Genomic DNA, 20616 nt, shown 5'->3' on the forward strand with positions numbered 1-20616 from the left:
TTATTCTACGTTTAAGACTTCTCTTCCATCATAGTATCCGCATTCTCTACAAACTCTGTGAGGAAGCTTCACCTCATGACATTGTGGACACTCAACAAAACCTGTTACTTTAACTCTCTCTTTTGCTGTTCTTCTTTTGTCTCTTCTAGCTTTGGATATTTTTCTCTTTGGTACTGCCATTAGCTACACCTCCTTATCAAGCAATTTTCTTAATTTATCTAAACGAGGATCAACAATTTCTTCATCACAGTTACAATCACCGTGGTTTCTGTTTATTCCACATTTTTGACAAATACCTTTGCAATCATCTTTGCACAAGACTTTTATAGGCTTAGATATGTAAATCGATTGAACAATAGCATCCGTCAAGTCAATTTTATCATCAACAAGTTCAATGTTTAGTTCATCTTCACCGTTTTCTTCACCTATACTAATTTTAAATTCAGTTTCTACCTGATGTTCAAACTCATCAAGGCATCTGGCACATGTTTCCATATACTTGTAAACAAGCTTTACTTCCCCATAAAGATTTTCATCTGTCTTGTATACATCCACTGTACACATAACATCATCGGTCAATTTGACAAAGTCTTCTGTTTGCAAGCTTTCTGGTCTTATGCCTTTGATATATTGCTTATAAACCGAATCGTCTTTTAAAAAATCCTTTAAATCTAAAATCAAATAAATCACCTCAAGACTGCAAAGAAAATTATATGTAAATTATACGAATTTGTCAAGCTATTTAATTAAGTTTTTTGAAACTAATGATTTTGTGTCTCTTGCTATCATAAGTTCTTCATTTGTAGGAATTACAAATGTCTTCACTTTAGCTCCATCTTTTGAAATAAGAGTTTCTTTTCCTCTTACGTTGTTTCTTTCAGGATCTATTTCTATTCCCATGAATTCAAGACCCTTGCATATTTCTTCTCTTGAAGATACGGAGTTTTCACCAAGTCCTGCAGTGAATACCAGTACATCAACGCCACCCATTGCAGCTGCATAGCTTCCAATGAATTTCTTAACCAGATAATGGAATATGTCAAGTGCCAGTTGTGCTCTTTCATTTCCTGCTTCAGCTGCTTCCTCAATGTCTCTGAAGTCACTGCTTACGCCTGATATTCCCAAAACTCCTGATTCCTTGTTGATTATATGGTTAACCTCGTCTATGGAAAGATTCTTCTTATCCATAAGGAACGTAACTATTGCAGGGTCAATGTTTCCACTTCTAGTGCCCATTGCAAGTCCTTCAAGAGGCGTAAGACCCATACTTGTATCCAAAGACTTACCATCCTTGATTGCAGTAACACTTGCACCGTTACCAAGATGGCAAGTGATTATTTTAAGATCTTTGATGTCTTGATTCATCATTTCAGCGGCTTTTAAAGATACATATTTGTGTGATGTACCGTGGAAGCCATATTTTCTAACTCCAAGCTCCTCATAAAGCTCATAAGGAAGCGGATATATGTATGAATATGCAGGCATTGTCTGGTGGAATGCAGTATCAAATACTCCAACCATTGGTACTCCAGGCATCAATTCCTGACATGCTCTTATTCCTATGATATTCGGCGGGTTGTGAAGAGGTGCCAGGTCGATACACTCTTCCATGGCTGCTATTACTTCCTCTGTGATAACTTCTGAACCTGCAAACTTCTCTCCACCGTGAACAACTCTGTGGCCAACAGCATCAATCTCTTCAAGGGATGCAATAGCACCATATTCAGGGTTTACCAGAGTGTCAAGAACAAGTTGGATAGCTTCCTTATGGCTTTCCATAGGCTGTTCTATTACAACCTTTTCCTTGCCAACAGTCTCATGTTTGACTCTGCTTCCTTCTATTCCTATTCTTTCCGTAAGACCTATTGCCAGGACATTTTCAGTTTCCATGTCAAGCAACTGATACTTAAGTGAAGAACTACCGCAATTGATTACTAAAATATTCATTTGAATCCTCCTAATTATATATATAACTGACCTATATATATTAATATAAAATCCCTAATAAATCAATAATTTAGTTTGCTCATTTAAAGTTTTTGCGAGAATATGCAGTTTCAATACTGAAATTTCGGTTTATTGATCAAAGATATTCAACAGGATAAGGTTTTCCAGGCACCCAAATGAATTTAACCTAGTCAGCTGTTTTTATTTTCCACTTGGCAATAGACGATTGCGGATTTTTATTATATACTGTCTATGGTGATAAAAATGAATAATATTGGTATAATATCAGAATTCAATCCCTTCCACAACGGGCATGAATATCTTCTGAAAAAAGTAAAAGAAAAATACAAACCAGACTGCATAGTAATAATAATGAGCGGCAATTTTGTCCAGCGGGGAGATATGGCAATCATAGACAAATGGAGACGTGCCGAAGCAGCTGTTATAGGAGGCGGCAACATAGTGCTGGAACTGCCTCTCCCTTATGCTGTCCAAAACGCCGAAATGTTTGCCAAAGGTGCTTTGGGCATACTTTCAAAGATGGATGTTGGAAGCATATGCTTCGGTACTGAAAGTAAAGATCTAAATGATATAATAAATATATCCAAACTGCTTTCAAAGGAGACGCTTGAATTCAAAGCCATGCTCAAAAGCAACCTCAACAAGGGATATTCATATCCCATGGCGATTTCCATGACTGTTGGAGAAAACCTGGATCATGTGTTCACCCCCAACAATATTCTTGGAATAGAGTATGTAAAAACGATAATAAAAAACAATTACAACATCAAACCGCTAAATATAGAAAGAATAGGAAGTTCATACAATTCAAGTCAAATGGAAGGTCAATATTCCAGTGCGAGCGCAATAAGGAATACACTTCTTGGAAGCAATGATCCCAATGTTTTCGACAGTGTTCCATTATATTCCCATGAACGCATAATGTCTTTTCTTGATTCATATGGTAAATTCAACTCGCTGAATCATTGTTATCCGCTCGTTCAATACAAGATGCTGTCTTCAAGCCACAATGACCTCACCAATATTTATGATATGAAAGAAGGAATTGAAAACAGGTTTAAAAAAAATCTTGGCATCCATGAAAGCCTTGACCAATTCATAAAAGGTGTCAAGTCAAAAAGATTCACCTATTCAAGAATTCAAAGAATCATATTAAATACTCTTCTAAATCTTACAAATGATTTATATGAATCAATACAAATCGAAAACATTAACAATGTCAGAGTTCTTTCATTTGACAAGAAGGGTCAGCTTTTTATGAAAAACAACAAGCACCGAATCAACTTCATAACAAAAAAATCCGATTTCAACCATAAAACATCCAGTCTTGCCGATAGAAAGATATTTGAAGCGACAAACAAAGCCTCGCAGATATACAATTTTTCGGTTAATTCCAAGAATTTGAACAGCGAAGCAACTTCTAACCCTTCTATAGTAGACAAGTCCTGACCGCCCATAAAAAAAGATGGCTTTAAGCCATCTTTACATATTTTCGATTTCTTCTCTGTTTTCAATTATTGTTGCCAGCATTTTTTCAAAACTTTCCTGGGTTTTTGCAAGAAGCTTGTCGCAATATTCCTGTGTTTCGCTCTTTATTTCAAAAGCAGTCTTTCTTGCGGTCTCCTCTATTCCCTTTGCATTCTTTTCTGCAAGCTTTGTAAGTTCGTGATCATCAATTAAAGTTTCCTGAAGGCTTTTCGCATCACTAATCATGTTTGTAGCTTCATTTTGAGTTTCCGAAAGAATTCTCTGCCTTTCTTCCTTTATCCAGGATGCTTGTTTTATTTCATCAGGCAATTTGATTCTCATGTCTGTAATTATTTCAAGGATTTCTTCCTTGTCAACAATAACTTTATTTGACATTGGAAATTTTGATGACTCTTCAATTATATCCTCTAGCTTTTCCAACAGATTTATTATCTCCATTCTATTCCTCCTCAAATTTTTTTATCAAAGCTTCCTCTGCAACTTTTGGAACCATTTGACTTATGTCCCCTTTAAGCTTTGCAATTTCCTTTACAATGCTCGAACTGATAAACGAATAGTTTGGTGATGACAGCATAAACAAAGTTTCCAGTCCGTTATATAGAAGATTGTTCATTGACGCAACCGTCATTTCATATTCATAGTCCGAAACCGCTCTTAATCCCCTTATTACGACATCTATATTGTTTTCCCTTGCATAATCAACAAGCATTCCCTCCGCCAGGTCAACAAATACATTGTCAAGGTTGTATGTAACTTTTTCAATAAGTCCTTTTCTTTCTTCTGCAGTGAAAAGATGTTTTTTGGAATTATTGTCAAACACAACCACTAAAACTTCATCAAATTTTTTTGAGCATCTGTATATAATATCCAGATGTCCTTTAGTCACGGGGTCAAAGCTTCCCGAATACATTACCTTCATTTTATACCTCTGTAATTATTGTCAGTTTTGTTCTTCCGTAAATTTTCTCCTTAAACAGATTGAATTCACAATCATCAAATGAAATATTATCATCTTTATCACTTTCAATGATAATCATCCCATCCCTCGAAAGAATACCTGCATCCAATATAGAACTGAGTATGCTGCCCAAATCATATACTCCGTAAGGTGGATCAATAAATATATAATCTATCTCATTGGAGCTTCTTCTGATTTCCTCAATTGCCCTTTCGAAATCAGAATATAATATTTGAGAATATTCCTCAAATCTACATTTTTCTATATTTTTCTTAATAATATTTATACTGTCTTTGCTTTTATCTACAAAATAAACCTTTGATGAACCTCTGCTGATAAATTCAATGCCTATGCCTCCTGCTCCTGCAAAAAGGTCCAAAACAGTGGAATCCTTCTTTATGGGCTGGATGACATTAAATAGAGATTCTTTTATGCGGTCCGTTGTCGGTCTGACCGAATTATCCTTTGGCGAAAACAGTTTAGTTCCTCTTGCCTTTCCTGAAACAACCCTCATATTTTACATCTCCAATCATAATTATATAATATAACCAACTAATTTAAAATGATTTTTTTATCTTTATAGTATTTGTGTATGCTGTTTTTAATACTTTCAAAACCTTCTTGATCAATCAGGTTTTCTTCCACTATTCTTTTGGACTCCTCGTGAATCACTTCTATCATACCGGAATAATCATATGTCGATGCAAATTTGAGTTCGACAGTTCCATGCTGCCTTACTCCGAGAAATTCCCCGGGACCTCTCAACTTCAAGTCTTCCCCCGCTATGTAGAACCCGTCATTGGATTTTTCTATTGCCTTAAGTCTTTCCATTGTATTGCTGTTTTTAGAATCTGTAACAAGGAAACAATATGATTTTTCACTTCCCCTGCCTACTCGACCTCTCAACTGATGCAACTGCGAAAGTCCAAATCTTTCCGCTCCTTCTATAACCATTACTGTTGCATTAGGTACGTTCACCCCTACCTCTACAACTGTTGTTGCAACCAGTATGTCGATTTCACCGTCTTCAAATCCCCTAAAGACTTTTTCCTTTTCTTCGCTTTTAAGTTTTCCGTGTATAGTGGCTATATTGAAGCTTGACAACTCTCCTTCCAGTTTTTCCCGTATCTCATCAACTGAAATCATGCCATTTTCGTTATCGGCAATGGAAGGAGCCACAAAATATATCTGTCTACCCTTATCCAGCTCCCCTCTTACAAATTTCAAAAGCTTTTCATATCTCTTCCCTCTTATTATAAAGGTATCTATCTTCTTTCTTCCCGGAGGTAGTTCGTCAATCACCGATACGTCCAGATCTCCATAGATTATCAATGACAAAGTTCTAGGTATCGGTGTAGCGCTCATGACGAGCACATCTGGATTATTACCCTTTCCTGATATCAATGAGCGTTGCTTTACGCCAAACCTGTGCTGTTCGTCAGTGACAACAAGCCCCAGATTTTTGAAAACCACATCATCCTGTATAAGTGCATGTGTTCCTATAATAAAGTCAATATCATGATTCCTGATTTTTTTCTTGATTTCTTCCTTTTCTTTCTTCTTCTGGCTTCCCAACAGCACTTCCGTCTTGATTCCAAGATTTGAAAACATTTCACAAAATCCTTCATAATGCTGTCTTGCAAGGACCTCTGTAGGTGCCATCAATGCACATTGATAACCATTTTTGAATGCAAGAAAAGCCGCAAAGAAAGATACAATCGTTTTTCCGCTGCCAACGTCTCCCTGAACAAGTCTGTTCATTATCCTGTTCGAACACATATCCGTCTTCATTTCTTCAATCACCCTGTTTTGTGCACCGGTAAGCTCAAATTTCAGATATTTCTTGAATTCTTCAATATCATTATTAAAGCGATGAATATTGCCTTTTTTAATTGCCGTCTTGGCTTTAACAGCTGCAAGCCCAAGCTGAAGTATTAAGAGTTCCTCAAAGGCAAGGGTGATTTTTGCTCTCTGGTAAGATTTCCTGTCCGTAGGGAAATGTATGCATCTCAGGGCGTCCCTGCGGTTCATAAGTTTGTACTTCCCAATAAGATATTCAGGAATTATGTTTTCAACACTCCTGCCATACTTTTTAAAAAAGCTGGTTATTGCCTTTTTCACCTCATAATTCTGTATACCCTTGCTAAGTCTGTATACAGGCTTGATGCCCATTATTTTATGGGAATTATGCATATTCTCAATTTCAGGATTTACTATATGAAGCCTTCCGTTGAACTCCTGTATCTTTCCATAAAGGCAGGCGTCACGATAATTTGATATTTTATCTCCGATATATGGCTGGTTGAACCAGATGGCTTTTATGACTCCAGTATCATCGGAACAATCCACCTCTGTTAAACTTTTCCTGTATCTTGACGTCCTGCTCCTGACACCTGATGCCAGCCTTATGGAAATCAAAGCCTTTTCGCCGATTTCAAGTTGAGATACAGGTCTGGATACAGTTCTGTCTTCGTATCTGTAGGGATAGTATCCCAGAAGATCATCAACTGTAAAGATGCCAAGTCTGTTCAATTTCTCTATGCTTTTAATCCCTATACCCGGTATGTCTTTAAGGGTCACGTTCATAAACACCTCTAAATCCAATAGCATTATACCAAGAGCCGTTTATTCACGACAATCAGCATAATGCTATTCCTTACTCTACTGATACAATGTAATAATAGAGGGGCTGCCCTCCCGATATCAGCTCTATATCACAGTCTTCAGCGTATTCCTCTATTTCAGCTGCAATTTCTTCAGCCTCCTTCTTGTCCACTTCTTCACCGTAGATCAATGTGATCAAGTAACTGTCCTCATCTATCATTTCCTTTAAAAGATTAAGGGTTTCTTCCTTTTTGTCTTCACCGTTTGATATTATCTTTCCATCATGGATTGTTATTATATTATCCTTCTTGATTTCCATATCATTAACAACCGTATCCCTTACTGCATAAGTGACTTGACCGGTTTTAACATTTGCCAGAGCATTGAGCATTTCAACCTCATTTTCTGTTTCATCTATTTCGGGATTGTATGCAATCATGGCTGCAATACCCTGCGGTATGGTCTTTGTCGGTATCACAAATATATTTTTGTCTGAAATTTCCTTTGCCTGGTTGGCCGCCAATATTATATTGCTGTTGTTGGGAAGTATGAATATGTTGTCTGAATTAACCGAATCAACGGCCTTCATTATGTCTTCCGTACTGGGATTCATAGTCTGTCCACCCGATATGAATATATCCACGCCCAGTTCCTCAAAAACCTTTTTTACACCTTCTCCCATTCCTATGGAAATAAATGCATCCTTCTTCTTTTCCATTGGCTTGGCAGATTTCTGCTTGTCCCTGAACTGCTTTCTCATATTGTCTATCTTGATATTTATCAGCTCTCCATATTGTCCGGCCCTGTCAAGAACGTATCCGGGTTCATTTGTATGGATATGGACCTTTATAATGTCATCGTTCTTGATGCACACAATGGAATCGCCCTTGTTTTTTATTATGTCGAGAAATTTCTCCCTTTCTACGGAAGCCTTGTTGATAATAAACTCCGTACAGTATGCAAATTTTATGTCTTCTTCAAAAAGAAAAAGCCCAAGTTCATCTTCTGTGTCTTTTATTTCGACATTTTCGACATCAATGGCTTCGATCTTTTCACCCTTGAGATAGAGCAAAGCTCCCTCCATAAGAAAAACAAGGCCCTGTCCTCCCGCATCTACAACTCCTGCCTGTTTTAAAACATCAAGCATTTCAGGAGTTCTTCTCAATGCATCCTTTGCATGTTCGACAACAATCTCTAAAAAGTCTACAATTTTCTCATACTTGGCATATATCTCTATTGCCTTCTCCGCTGATTCTCTTGCCACCGTAAGGATTGTCCCCTCGACTGGTTTCATGACAGCGTTGTATGCCGTATCAGATGCTGATTTTAACGCTTCCGCTATTACTTTGGTGCTGATTTCCTCTTTATCTTTAAAGCCCTCAGAAAAGCCTCTTAAAAGCTGTGACAGTATGACTCCCGAATTTCCCCTTGCACCCATAAGTGATCCGTTCGCTGCCGCCTTGACAGCTTTTCTGGCATCGGTATATTCATATTCCGTAGCCTCTTTCACTGCTGACTGTATAGTAAGGTGCATATTTGTTCCTGTGTCTCCATCCGGTACAGGAAATACATTTAAAGCATCCACCATATTCTTGTTCTTCTCCAGGTTGGCTGCCATACTAAGAATTATTTCCCTGATAGCCTCGCTGTTTATGTTGTTAATATTCATTTTGTCCTCCTATGATTCTACTGTACCCGTACTCCCTGGACATGTACATTGACGCTCTTTACTGCCAATCCTGTATATTTTTCAATATTGTATTTTACTTTTGCAATAATATTTTCTGCAACTGTTGATATTCTGACTCCATATTGTACTATAACAAACAAATCTATAATCACACTGTTTTCCTTAAGTGTAACTTTAACACCCTTGGTCAGCTGTTCTTTTCTTGCCAGTTCAAAGAATCCTTCTGTTGCACTCTTTGCAGCCATGCCTACTATACCATAGCATTCTATGGCAGCCATGCCTGACAACGTTGCTACAACTTGCTCATCAATGTTTATATATCCATTATCACTATTAATCTTTACTGACATGATTTTCCTCCAATTATTATTTACTACAAAGAATATTATAATAGCTTAAAATATTTATTGCAATATATACTTTTTAATGTTAGAATATAACAGTTGATTTAAGAACGAAAATTTACATATTTATTTATGCTGATAGGAGGTGTGATTATGGCTAAGTATTGTGAAGTTTGCGGCAAAGGCAAGATGTCAGGTCACAATGTAACTCACTCTGATAGAAAAATCAAAAGAACATGGAAACCTAATGTTAGAAGAATAAGAGTGCTGGAAAATGGTGTACCAAAGAGAAAATATGTTTGTACCAGATGTATGAGATCTGGAAAGGTAGAAAGAGCAATATAGTAGGAAAAGAAAGCAGCTATGCTGCTGTAAATCAGTGCGGAGAATACTCCGCATTTTTTTTGTGCCTTTTTCCCTCCCCAAATACACTGACATTAAAATTCTCAGGACATCGAGTCCCGAGAATTATCTGACGTTCAAGCGAGTGATAATTCCCAGAAACCGGAATTATCTTAAACACCATGTACATTAAAATACCGCCAACCACTTGGCTGACGGTACAAGTTTATCACCTATTAAAATTCTGCATTATTTGGAGTTCTGGGGAATGGTATTACGTCCCTGATATTGCCTATTCCTGTCAAATACATGATAAGCCTTTCAAAGCCAAGACCGTATCCGGAATGATATGCGCACCCGAATTTCCTGAGTTCCAGATACCACCATAGTTCCTCCGCAGCTATTCCCAGCTCTTCAACTTTCTTCATGAGTACATCATGTCTTTCTTCCCTCTGCGAACCGCCGATTATCTCACCAACACCAGGTGCCAGGAGGTCCATAGCTGCAACAGTCTTGTTGTCGTCATTGTGTCTCATATAGAATGCCTTGATTTCCTTTGGATAATCCGTTACAAAAACAGGTTTTCCATAAATGCTTTCAGTCAGGAATCTTTCATGTTCCGTCTGCAGGTCAATCCCCCACTCCACCTTATAATCGAACTTCTCGCCACTGGCTATGAGCTTTTCAACAGCTTCAGTGTAGGTTATCCTTTCAAAATCCGAGTTTCTTACATTTTCAAGTCTTTCAATAAGTCCCTTGTCGACAAACTTGTTGAAAAATTCAATTTCATCCCTATTGTTTTCAAGCACATAGTCTATGATGTATTTTATCATGGCTTCGGCCATATCCATATTTCCGTTAATGTCCGTAAAGGCCATCTCGGGCTCTATCATCCAAAATTCTGCTGCATGCCTTGAAGTATTTGAATTCTCAGCTCTGAATGTCGGTCCGAAGGTATAAACATTCTTGTATGCCAGTGCAAATGTTTCAGCTTCCAGCTGTCCGCTTACTGTCAAGTTTGTTTTCCTTCCGAAAAAGTCTTCCGAAAAGTCCTCTCCCTTCGTTTTCAGTGTTTCCTCATAGTTTAGAGTTGTTACATTAAACATCTCTCCGGCACCTTCAGCATCACTGGAAGTTATTATGGGAGTATTGACATAAATGAAACCCTGCTCCTGAAAAAACTTGTGAACTGCAAATGCAGCTGAAGACCTGATTCTAAAGCCTGCTGAATAAATGTTTGCCCTGGGTCTAAGATGCGCAATTGTCCTCATATATTCCAATGTATGTCTCTTTTTCTGCAGCGGATAGCTTGAATCACAGTCGGCTATAAGGCCTATAAGGGAAGCCTTGACTTCATAATCCTGTTTTGCATCAGGTGTCTCAACTAAAATACCTTCAACTTCGATTGCCGCTCCAGTCTTGAACTTTTTCAATTCGTTAAAATTATCCAAACCGTCTTCAAAAACAACTTGAATGTTTTTAAAAGATGTACCATCGTTTATTTCAATAAAGCCAAATTGCTTCGATGCTCTCAAAGTCTTTATCCAGCCTTCCAGTCTTATTTCCTTGTTGAAAAATTCCGATGGATTTCCTATGAGTTTTCTTAAATCTGTCGTTTCCATTTCTAATCCTCCAAATCTGTTATTATTACTATGGCAGTACCGCTTTTAATTTTTATTAAAGCTTCATCCTCTTCGATGATATTGCTTACACAAAGCGAATCGCCCAAATTGACGGTTCTATTGTCAAGAGGAAATCTAAATCCAACAAGGCATACTCCTTCAAGCTCCCTTTCCAGAGGAATTATTGACAAGGTTCTGCCTTTCATGTTGGATATTCTTTTATCGCCATCTATAATAAATGCTTCAAAATTATTGCCAATAATAATTATATTAGTACTTCTATATTTATAAAGCAACATAAAAGTGCTAAATACATGGTCTATTCTATCTCCAGTCGCATTTGCTACAGTGATTTTTTCAAATCCCTTTTCCAATGCATGGTTGATTGCAAGCTCGGTATCTGTAAAGTCTTTATCTTCAGGATATTCCATTACATTAACATCGAAATTCTTAAATAATTCCGGATCTATGGAATCAAAGTCACCTAATAGAATATCGGGAGTCAGTCCATATTCAAAAGCTGTTTCTCCACCCTTGTCGGCACAAATTATGAATGTATCCTCATCAACAAAAGAAATAATCCTATCCTTGGAAACTTTTTCTCCACCAGTAATTATGAGACACTTGTCAGGCATTTACTATTTCCTTCAATCGCTTTATTTTTTCAGCAGGATTATCCGCCTTGAACACCTCTGAGCCGGCAACGAAAACATCCACTCCCCAACAGCTGATTTCACCTATATTTGCTTCCTTTACTCCTCCGTCTATTTCAATGAGCAGTTCCTTGTTGTATTTGTCCCTAAGTTCCACAAGTTCAATCACCTTGTCTTTTGCCCCTTCGATAAATGACTGGCCGCCAAATCCCGGATTTACAGACATTATAAGAACCAGGTCAAGGTCCTTGATTATATCTTTCAGCAACATAACCGGAGTTGACGGGTTTAATGATACACCTGCCTTCAATCCCCTGTTTTTAATCTGCTGAACCACTCTATGAAGGTGTACAGTCGCTTCGTAATGTACTGTTATAATGTCAGCCCCTGCATCTGCAAATTCATCTATATACCTGCCTGGATCTTCTATCATGAGATGAACATCAAAAACCCTTTCCGTTACATTTCTAATAGCCTTTATTACAGGTAATCCAAAACTGATGTTTGGCACAAACATCCCATCCATTACATCTATATGCACATACTCTGCACCCGCTTCATCTATCATTTTCACATCTTCTCCAAGTCTGCTGAAGTCTGCAGACAAGATTGATGGCGCAATCTTTTTCATTTCCTTCCTCCTGAAATCAATTCCTTATATAATTCGACATAGCTGTCATATCGTTCCCTGCTTATTTCTCCATTTTCCACTGCTTCCTTTACACCGCAGTCAGGCTCCTTGTAATGATTGCAACTGGTAAACCTGCAGTCATTGTATTCCTTGAATTCAATGAAATACTCCTTGAGATTGTATCTGTCTACACCTTCAAGGTTCAAATTGCTGAATCCGGCAGTGTCAACCACCCACCCGCCGAAACTAAGCCTGAATATTTCGGCATGTCTGGTTGTATGCTTGCCTCGATTCAATTTTCTGCTGATTTCACCGGTTTTTAAATCCAGGCCTTCCTCTATTATGTTGACCATGGTAGACTTGCCCACACCTGACGGTCCGGCAAACACAGAAATCTTGCCTTTAAGTATTTCTTTAAGGCCATCTAGGGATTCTTGCATCATTTTAGATGTCAAAATGACGCTGTAGCCGGCTTTTTCATATAGCTCTTTTATTCTATTAGCTTCCCTCTCGTCAAGGTCAATCTTGTTGATGCATATCACAGCTTGAATATTGTTCAGCTCAGCCTGTATAAGAAACTTATCAAGAAGTTTGAAATTCGGATTCGGTTTCTTGACTGAAAATACAATTATAGCCTGTTCAACATTTGCAACGGGAGGGCGTATGATTTCATTGCTTCGTTCGAAGATCTCTTCAATATATCCCATGGTCGAATCTTCTTCAGTTATTCTAATCCTGCATCTGTCTCCAACCAAAGGTTTGATGGACTGTTTCCTGAAAAGCCCCCTGGCCCTGCACTCTATAATTTCACTGCCTGTGTCTACATAGTAGAATCCACCTAAAGATTTGAGAATGATGCCCTTTTGAATATTACTCTCCAAAATTTATCTCCTTGACTCCATAATATTCGCTGTTTATGAATATCTCGAATTTTTGAACTCCAAATCCTTCAATTTTAATTGTAAGAGGGCTCAAATCCGTTTTTACCTGTTTTTCATATACAATTACACGCTTGTCTTCCAGTACCTTTTCAATAAGAAGGTGTACTTTGTTCTTGTCCTGTGGAAGTTCTACAACAAGCTCTCCACTGCCTGAAACCCCACTGTTCACTCCTTCTTGACCATCATTCCCTCCATCCTCGGGATTTTCAATCTGTATCTCGACGCCTGAACTGACTATAAGATTTATTGCAGTACCCATTTCAACTTCAGTTCCGCTTGGATAACTTTGATAAAGAATCAGGTCCATTCCCACTTCATCAGATGGCTTGTATGTTATCTCACCAACCGTAAAACCTTTTTCCAGAATAATATTCTTAACATCATCCACATGCTTGCCCAACAAATCAGGCATTAGCGTATATTCAACTTCAGGTCCCTTGCTCAGTACATATGACACTTCAGTCCCTTCCTTCACCATATTCCCGGCTTCAGGCACCTGTCTGATTACAAGACCCCAGGGTACAGTATCATTGAATTCATAAGTGACATCACCCTCTGCAAGGTCATTCTTCTTCAATATAACTATTGATTCATTTGAATATTTATGGGTAAGATCAGGTATCTTTACAAGCCTTTCCCCCTTGCTCAAAATAACTTCAATTGGAAACCCTTCCCTCAGTTCCTGTCCTTCGTTGATATTCTGATTGATAACCAGACCTTCTGCATACTCGGAATTGTAAATTTCATCCTTTACACTAAACTTTAGACCAAGACTTAGAACGGTTTCCTCTGCCGCTTCCTCTGTAAGGCCTATGAGATCAGGAACAGAAACCACCTTGACAGTCAGATAATCCTTAATCATATTCAGTGCCACTACCGATACGGTCCCTGTAACCACAAGGGCTGCAATGATTGCAAGGAGGGTGTACTTGAACCTTCCCCTTACAACTTCCTTTTCCTCTGCCTCTTCTTCATCGGTTTCAGGCTTGTTTTTTCTTGCCTTAACCTTCCTTTTTTTTCCAACCGGGTTTTCAACTTTGCCGTTTTCATCTTCTCCATCAAAGAATTTATTGAAAGCATCGTTTTTTTCTTCACTTCCAAGACCTTCTTCGTGCATTGAATAAAGTGCGGACTTTCCATATATCTTTTTGATTGCTTCAATCACTTCACTTACGCTGTTGTATCTCATAGTCGATTTATTATTTGTACACTTAAGGACAATTTCATCGACTCTTGGCGAAACATCTTTATTTATGAGCGATGGAGGCATAACCCTCTCGTTGACATGCTTCAGTGCAATGGAAATGGGAGAATCGCCTTTGAAAGGCAGTTCTCCTGTCAAAAGCTCATACATGACAATACCCAAAGAATATATGTCCGATTTTTCATCTACATAACCGCCTCTGGCCTGCTCAGGGGACAAATAATTTACAGAACCCAGAGTATTGTCATTGTTTGTTATTGTTTTATTGGTTACCGCTCTCGCAATGCCAAAATCAGCTACCTTTACCAGATTATGCTTGTTTATAAGAATATTGTGTGGCTTTATGTCCCTGTGGACCACTCCATTGGAATGTGCATGTTCCAATGCCTCGCATATCTGGAGTGAAATATCAAGAACTCTTCCAACTGGTATTGGATACTCCTCCTCTATCATTTCATTTAAGGTTCTCCCCGTTACCAGCTCCATGACTATAAAGTAAATATCTTCGTCAACACCTGTATCGTATATATTCACAATATTCTTGTGATTAAGTCTGGCTGCCGACATGGACTCCTGCTTGAACTTGTCTATGAAGTCCTGATCCTTGGTAAATTCTTCCTTTAAAACCTTTATAGCTACAAATCTATTTAAAACATTGCATCTTGCCTTATACACATAAGCCATTCCGCCACTGCCTATTTCCTCTATTATCTCGTATCTATTATTTAATATGCTTTTCATTATTCACCTCTATCTAGTTGTTGATAACAATAACCGATATATTATCGCTTCCACCTCTGGCATTCGCTTCATTAACAAGTTTTTCCACAACCTCTTCACCTTCGTTATTTTTGACAATATCCTTAATCTCGCTGCTGTTTACATAATTAGTCAAACCATCAGAACAAAGTATGATATTTTCAATATCATCCAGTTCCTCAATATAGAAATCAGGTTCTATATCCTTGAATGTTCCCAGTGATTTCGTCAGCACATTTCTTTTGGGATGGATCAGCAACTCATCTTTTGTGATTTGTCCTTTCTTGAACATTTCATTAACAAGGGAATGATCTTCTGTAACCTGTAAAATCTCTCCATTTTTTACTATATAGGTCCTGCTGTCTCCTATATTTCCTATATAAAGCTTTCCAGTCTTTCTGTTCGCAAGAATCATGGTCATAGTGGTGCCCATACCCTCACATTCAGGTTCAGTTGATGCAGCATCAAAAACTCTTGTGGAACTCGACATGAAAATATCTCTCAAGAATTCCATGGGCATTTCCATGAATTTACCTATATTTCTATTAAAATAATCGGCAGCGGTTTCTACAGCCAGTCTACTTGCAATTTCTCCTGACCTGTGTCCGCCCATGCCATCTGCGACAATAGCAATTACAAAATCTCCACTGTTGTCATAATAAATTGTATCTTCATTTTTCTCTCTCACGCTGCCTATATCCGTTTTGTAATAAGCTTTCATAATTCACTCCCGATTATTAATATAGTTCCTTCTCAATTGACCGCAAGCTGCATTAATATCCCTGCCAAGTTCCCTTCTTATTGTTGCATTGATTCCGTTGCTGTTTAAATATTTGTTAATAAGAACCGTTTCCCTGTGCGTAGGCGCTTCCCCATGGAATTCCTCAATTGGATTAAGAGGTATAAGATTTACATGACAATTTGAGTTCTTAAGGAGCTTTACCAGTTCCTTCAAATCTTCCTTCCCATCGTTGAATCCCTTGATGATAATGTATTCGTAAGTAACCCTTCTGCCGGTTTTTTCCGTATAATAATCACAAGCTTTTATTAAATCCTTCAGAGGATAATTCTTGGAAGCCGGGATTATCTCGTCCCTTTTTTTCTGTACAGCGGAATGCAACGATACGGCAAGATTGAATTGCATTCCTTCATCTAATGCTTCATAGATTCCTGGAATAATTCCACAAGTGGAAAGTGTTATCTTCCTTTTGCTGATATTCATTCCTTTTTCATCTGTAACAATCTCTATGAATCTTTTTACATTATCAAGATTATCAAAGGGCTCTCCTGAACCCATGATTACAACACTGTTTATTTTGGTCATTATGTCTTTCTGGATAATATATATCTGCTCCAGCATTTCAGAAGCTCTTAGATTCCTGATTCTGCCGTCTTTTGTAGACGCACAAAAAAGGCATCCCATATTACATCCAACCTGTGATGAAATACAGACACTCTCTCCAAAATCATAATTCAAATAAACACTTTCAATAATATTGCCGTCTTCAAGCTCGATCAAATATTTTTTGGTATTGTCCTGAGAAGAATCCAGTCTCTTGTGAATCCCCGGCTTGTCAAATCGGTGATTGTCATTCATATATTCAATGAAAGTTTTAGGAAGGTTTTTCATCTCCTTGAAATCACTAACCATTTTCCCATGGATCCATCTGAACAACTGATCAGCTCTGAATCTTGGAAAGCCACTGTCAACAACAAGTTTTTCCATTTCATTATAGTCTAAATTATTTATATACATATTCATTCTCCAAAATCACTGATATTATATCATAAACCAAGTTGATTTGTATATCAGTTCTTAACCAGTGACGCAATAAAAAAGCCGTCCATATTGTCTATTTGGGGATATAGCTGCAAATATCCCTCTGAAACAACTTTCCCGCCAACCTCAAATCCTTTGAATTCAAACTCGCTGTTGTTTTCCAAAAATCTTTTAACGAGATTGATATTTTCATTATCAAGAACAGAACATGTCGAATAGACAAGTCTGCCGCCTTTCTTAAGATATTTGGACGCATTTTCCAGAATGCCATATTGTATTTCTTCAATTTCCTTCAAACCATCAACCCTGAGATTGTATTTGATTTCAGGCTTTCTTCTTATTATGCCCGTATTGCTGCAAGGCACATCCACTATACAATAATCAAAACTCTCAAAAAATTCAGGTATCAGTTCCAACCCGTCCTGTTCCCTTATTTCAATATTTTCAAGGCCAAGTCTTAGGGCCGTTTCTTCAACAAGCTTCAACTTGTGTCCATAAATATCACAGCAAATAACCTTCCCTGTGTTTTTCATTATTTCTGCCGAATGCAGACATTTTCCACCAGGCGCACAACACATGTCTATAATTCTTGAATCCTTGTCCGGGTTAAGGATTTCAGATACCAATATTGAACTTTCATCCTGAGGCGTGATCAAACCATTTTTGAATTCATCCATATCCTGCAGTCTGTGAATATTTCTGATTATTATTCCATAATTTGATGTGTCAGTTTTTTTCACTTCATATTTGCCGCCATATTTTTTCAGGAATTCATCTCTGGAAATAATTGATGAATTCACCCTAAATACGGTTTCAGGTTTTGAATTCGATGCTATGCAGAATTTTTCAGCTTCTTCAAATCCAAACTCCTCTACTATGAGCTTCATGAATTCCATCGGATATGAATACTTTATTGACAATCCCTCGATTCCGCCAATTCCATCAAGTTTTATTAGAATTTCTTCCTTGTTTCTGACGATATTCCTTAAGATGCCATTGACAAACCTTGTACTCTTGTAAAGACACTTTTTAGTCAGTTCAACGCTGTCATTCACTATCCTTGTGCTGGATATCCTTTCACTGAAAAATATTTGAAAAACTGCCGACCTCATTATGTTCAGTACATTTGCATTTATCTTTCTGAGTTTTACGGAAGAATACTCGGCTATAACCCAATCTGCGAAAATAAGATTCTCAAGCACTCCATTGAAGGTGAAGAGATACAAATCCTTTTCTTTTTTGTCTTCCATCCTTCCCATTGCAGATACAGATTCAATATTTGAATATTTCCCTTCAGTAAGAACCTTGTAAAGAGAATCGACCACATACTTTCTATATTTCATAACTTCTCCCAGTTTAATTTATTTAATTTCACTTAATCAGAATACATAATTGCGGTAAACACCAATCCACAAGAAAGCGTCTTCGACGCGTTAACCGCGTGAGAGGTTATTAAGAGGCTAAGAAAGTTTCCTTGATCGCATAACACCAATGCTTCAAGGGGTTATGCATATTTAACTTTCTTAAGCTATAAATAAAAGGCTGAAATTTCAGCCTTTAATCTCTTCTACCATATCCTGACAAGATCAACAGCCTTACCAGCTGGCTTACTGCCGTCAATGCTGCAGCAACGTATGTCAGGGCAGCTGCATTTAAAACCTTTCTTGCACCTTTGATATCATCATCGTAAAGAATACCAAGGCTTTCAAGCTGCACAATGGCCCTGCTGCTTGCATCAAATTCCACTGGAAGTGTAACAAGCTGAAAAATCACCACTGCCAAAAATAAAAACACTCCTATTTTGATGAAACCTGCAATGCCAAGGAAAAAGCCCAATAGTATAATCAGCCAAACCACCCTGGAACTGAAGCTCACTACGGGTGCCATTGAGTTTCTTATTTCAAGAGGCATATATCTTTTTGAATGCTGTATTGCATGACCGACTTCATGGGCGGCAACTCCATAGGCCGCGATTGACCTGTTTCCGTAAACTGAATCAGACAATCTCAATACACCGCTTCTAGGATCGTAATGGTCTGTAAGATTTCCTCTAACATGCTCAATTCTGATGTTTTCAAGACCGTTCTTGTCAAGTATCATCCTGGCAATATCATGTCCAGAATAACTTCCTCCTGAAAACACCCTTGAATACTTTCTGAATGTACTTTGAATCTTCTGCTGGGCATACATGGATATTATTATAGCCGGTATTAGCAGCAGAAAAGTTGAGTCATAAAAAAACATTTTATTCACCTCTTAATTCATAACCGATTTCTATTTCATTTCCCAAAAGAAAGGTCTTGATATCCATCCTTCTCTTGCCTGGAAATTGAATTTCCTTTATTATGAGATAGCCGTCATTTACAGCAACCTTTATAGCCGTGTTGTCAATTGAAACTATTGTACCGGAGTCATAATCATGATTCTCCACAATATATTCAGTATTGAAAATCTTCACCTTCTTATCTTTGTATATCATTACTGAACCCGGCCACGGATCAAGCCCTCTAATCTTGTTGTGTATATTCAATCCCTTGTCGTTCCAGTCTATCAGACTCATGCTTTTTTTGAGCATTGATGCGTAGGAAGACATTTTGTGGTCCTGTTCCTCCGGTACCAGCCTTTTGTCGGCAATACCTTTAATCGCTTCAACTATCATTTCAGCCCCCATGACCATAAGTCTGTCATGGAGATTCCCTGCCGTTATTTCCTCATTAAGGTCCATTTCTTTCTTCAAATACATGGGACCGGAATCAAGCCCTTCCTCAATTTTCATTATAGTTATTCCTGTCTTTTTTTCACCATTAATAATCGCCCAATTAATAGGCGCAGCCCCTCTGTATTTCGGCAAAAGGGATGCGTGGATATTTAAGCAGTCAAATTTCGGAATCTCAAGTATCTCCTTTTTCAATATTTGTCCGTAAGCAGTAACTACAATAAAGTCAACATCATATGATTTAAGTACCTTCATGCTTTCTTCACTGTTGATATTGTCAGGTTGAAATATTTCAAGCCCAAGTTTTTCTGCCGATTCTTTTACAGGAGTCTTAAGAATTTTCTTGCCCCGTCCCTTTGACTTGTCCGGCTGGGTAACCACCAATACAACCTCATGGCCTTCATTGTGTATTCTCTCAAGTGCAGGCACTGCAAACTCAGGAGTACCCATGTAGATTATTCTACTCATTACTTTCCTCTTTGATCACCTTGTCAATGAAAAGAATACCATTAAGATGGTCAAGCTCGTGACTTAAACAAACAGCCTTAAGCCCTTCTCCCTCCATAGTCTGATTCTCTCCTTTTTCATCCATATATTCAACAACAACCTTTCCGGGTCTTTCAACATCTCCATTTTTACCCGGAACACTCAAACATCCCTCTGTAAATATCTGACTTCCTGATTTTTCAACAATAACGGGATTGATAAGCTTAACAGGACCTTCACCTACATCAATTACTACCACTCTTCTTAAAATACCTACCTGAACTGCTGCAAGGCCAACCCCATCATTTTCATACATGGTTTCAAGCATGTCATCAAGCAGGTCCAGGATTCTGCCATCTATTTTTTCTACTTCCCTGCTTCTTTTTCTTAATATTGAGTCACCTTCAACTCTCAATTTTCTAATTGCCAT

General features: G+C 37.9%; 22 protein-coding genes. 2 read left to right on the forward strand and 20 right to left on the reverse strand.

The window, feature by feature from the left end:
- From rpmF to BUB05_RS04530, 3 genes are read right to left on the reverse strand one after another with little or no spacing between them, the layout of a single operon-like run.
- Complete coding sequence (gene rpmF / locus BUB05_RS04520) at nucleotides 1–180, reverse strand: 50S ribosomal protein L32 (RefSeq protein WP_073047828.1); 180 nt, start codon at nucleotides 178–180, stop codon at nucleotides 1–3.
- Between the two features lie 3 nt (nucleotides 181–183).
- A complete protein-coding gene (locus tag BUB05_RS04525) occupies nucleotides 184–681 on the reverse strand; it encodes a YceD family protein (protein ID WP_073047831.1) in 498 nt (165 codons plus the stop codon).
- 57 nt (nucleotides 682–738) lie between these two features.
- Entirely contained in the window at nucleotides 739–1947 is a 1209-nt protein-coding gene (locus tag BUB05_RS04530; protein ID WP_073047834.1) for an acetate/propionate family kinase, read from the reverse strand.
- A gap of 264 nt (nucleotides 1948–2211) precedes the next feature.
- Between BUB05_RS04530 and BUB05_RS04535 the strand changes: the two genes are divergently transcribed.
- On the forward strand, nucleotides 2212–3417 hold the full coding sequence (locus BUB05_RS04535; RefSeq protein WP_073047836.1) for a nucleotidyltransferase: 1206 nt from the start codon (nucleotides 2212–2214) through the stop codon (nucleotides 3415–3417).
- A 33-nt stretch (nucleotides 3418–3450) separates the two neighbouring features.
- On the opposite strand, the gene BUB05_RS04540 is transcribed toward BUB05_RS04535, so the two are convergent.
- From BUB05_RS04540 to BUB05_RS04565, 6 genes are all read right to left on the reverse strand, one after another.
- Nucleotides 3451–3894, reverse strand: coding sequence for an ATPase (locus tag BUB05_RS04540; protein ID WP_073047840.1), 444 nt, complete (start codon nucleotides 3892–3894; stop codon nucleotides 3451–3453).
- Nucleotide 3895: 1 nt separating this feature from the next.
- Nucleotides 3896–4375, reverse strand: a complete 480-nt coding sequence (coaD, locus tag BUB05_RS04545) for a pantetheine-phosphate adenylyltransferase (RefSeq protein WP_073047843.1) — start codon at nucleotides 4373–4375, stop codon at nucleotides 3896–3898.
- Nucleotide 4376: 1 nt separating this feature from the next.
- Nucleotides 4377–4928, reverse strand: a complete 552-nt coding sequence (gene rsmD / locus BUB05_RS04550) for a 16S rRNA (guanine(966)-N(2))-methyltransferase RsmD (RefSeq protein WP_073047846.1) — start codon at nucleotides 4926–4928, stop codon at nucleotides 4377–4379.
- Nucleotides 4929–4966: 38 nt separating this feature from the next.
- Nucleotides 4967–7000: an ATP-dependent DNA helicase RecG gene (gene recG / locus BUB05_RS04555; protein WP_175548502.1), complete on the reverse strand. Its 2034-nt coding sequence runs from the start codon at nucleotides 6998–7000 to the stop codon at nucleotides 4967–4969.
- Nucleotides 7001–7070: 70 nt separating this feature from the next.
- Nucleotides 7071–8687: a DAK2 domain-containing protein gene (locus BUB05_RS04560; RefSeq protein ID WP_073047851.1), complete on the reverse strand. Its 1617-nt coding sequence runs from the start codon at nucleotides 8685–8687 to the stop codon at nucleotides 7071–7073.
- A 17-nt stretch (nucleotides 8688–8704) separates the two neighbouring features.
- Nucleotides 8705–9058, reverse strand: coding sequence for an Asp23/Gls24 family envelope stress response protein (locus BUB05_RS04565; RefSeq protein ID WP_073047854.1), 354 nt, complete (start codon nucleotides 9056–9058; stop codon nucleotides 8705–8707).
- 147 nt (nucleotides 9059–9205) lie between these two features.
- Here BUB05_RS04565 and rpmB point away from each other — a divergent pair, with 147 nt between their 5' ends.
- Nucleotides 9206–9397: a 50S ribosomal protein L28 gene (rpmB, locus tag BUB05_RS04570; protein WP_073047857.1), complete on the forward strand. Its 192-nt coding sequence runs from the start codon at nucleotides 9206–9208 to the stop codon at nucleotides 9395–9397.
- Nucleotides 9398–9630: 233 nt separating this feature from the next.
- Here the strand turns inward: rpmB and asnS are convergent, their stop codons facing one another.
- The 11 genes from asnS to def form a co-directional block, all read right to left on the reverse strand.
- Nucleotides 9631–11016 carry an asparagine--tRNA ligase gene (gene asnS / locus BUB05_RS04575; RefSeq protein ID WP_073047860.1) on the reverse strand — a complete coding sequence of 462 codons (1386 nt, stop codon included), beginning with the start codon at nucleotides 11014–11016 and terminating at the stop codon, nucleotides 9631–9633.
- Nucleotides 11017–11018: 2 nt separating this feature from the next.
- Nucleotides 11019–11651: a thiamine diphosphokinase gene (locus BUB05_RS04580; RefSeq protein ID WP_073047863.1), complete on the reverse strand. Its 633-nt coding sequence runs from the start codon at nucleotides 11649–11651 to the stop codon at nucleotides 11019–11021.
- The gene (rpe, locus tag BUB05_RS04585; RefSeq protein ID WP_073047866.1) at nucleotides 11644–12300 is read right to left on the reverse strand and encodes a ribulose-phosphate 3-epimerase; all 657 of its coding nucleotides are present in this window, start codon (nucleotides 12298–12300) and stop codon (nucleotides 11644–11646) included. Before rpe ends, BUB05_RS04580 begins: the two co-directional genes overlap by 8 nt.
- Complete coding sequence (gene rsgA / locus BUB05_RS04590) at nucleotides 12297–13181, reverse strand: ribosome small subunit-dependent GTPase A (RefSeq protein ID WP_425430035.1); 885 nt, start codon at nucleotides 13179–13181, stop codon at nucleotides 12297–12299. Before rsgA ends, rpe begins: the two co-directional genes overlap by 4 nt.
- Entirely contained in the window at nucleotides 13171–15186 is a 2016-nt protein-coding gene (gene pknB, locus BUB05_RS04595) for a Stk1 family PASTA domain-containing Ser/Thr kinase (RefSeq protein WP_094762707.1), read from the reverse strand. The genes rsgA and pknB overlap by 11 nt, the downstream gene beginning before the upstream one ends.
- A 13-nt stretch (nucleotides 15187–15199) precedes the next feature.
- Nucleotides 15200–15925 carry a Stp1/IreP family PP2C-type Ser/Thr phosphatase gene (locus tag BUB05_RS04600; protein WP_073047871.1) on the reverse strand — a complete coding sequence of 242 codons (726 nt, stop codon included), beginning with the start codon at nucleotides 15923–15925 and terminating at the stop codon, nucleotides 15200–15202.
- A 3-nt stretch (nucleotides 15926–15928) separates the two neighbouring features.
- Complete coding sequence (gene rlmN, locus BUB05_RS04605) at nucleotides 15929–16960, reverse strand: dual-specificity RNA methyltransferase RlmN (protein WP_245819748.1); 1032 nt, start codon at nucleotides 16958–16960, stop codon at nucleotides 15929–15931.
- Nucleotides 16961–17013: 53 nt separating this feature from the next.
- Nucleotides 17014–18327: a 16S rRNA (cytosine(967)-C(5))-methyltransferase RsmB gene (gene rsmB / locus BUB05_RS04610; protein WP_073047877.1), complete on the reverse strand. Its 1314-nt coding sequence runs from the start codon at nucleotides 18325–18327 to the stop codon at nucleotides 17014–17016.
- Between the two features lie 214 nt (nucleotides 18328–18541).
- A complete protein-coding gene (locus BUB05_RS04615; protein WP_073047880.1) occupies nucleotides 18542–19228 on the reverse strand; it encodes a zinc metallopeptidase in 687 nt (228 codons plus the stop codon).
- A gap of 1 nt (nucleotide 19229) precedes the next feature.
- The gene (fmt, locus tag BUB05_RS04620; RefSeq protein WP_073047883.1) at nucleotides 19230–20168 is read right to left on the reverse strand and encodes a methionyl-tRNA formyltransferase; all 939 of its coding nucleotides are present in this window, start codon (nucleotides 20166–20168) and stop codon (nucleotides 19230–19232) included.
- On the reverse strand, nucleotides 20161–20616 hold the full coding sequence (def, locus tag BUB05_RS04625; protein WP_073047886.1) for a peptide deformylase: 456 nt from the start codon (nucleotides 20614–20616) through the stop codon (nucleotides 20161–20163). Before def ends, fmt begins: the two co-directional genes overlap by 8 nt.

Origin of the sequence: Dethiosulfatibacter aminovorans DSM 17477, assembly GCF_900142005.1 — a bacterium.
GTDB classification, from domain to species: domain Bacteria; phylum Bacillota; class Clostridia; order Tissierellales; family Dethiosulfatibacteraceae; genus Dethiosulfatibacter; species Dethiosulfatibacter aminovorans.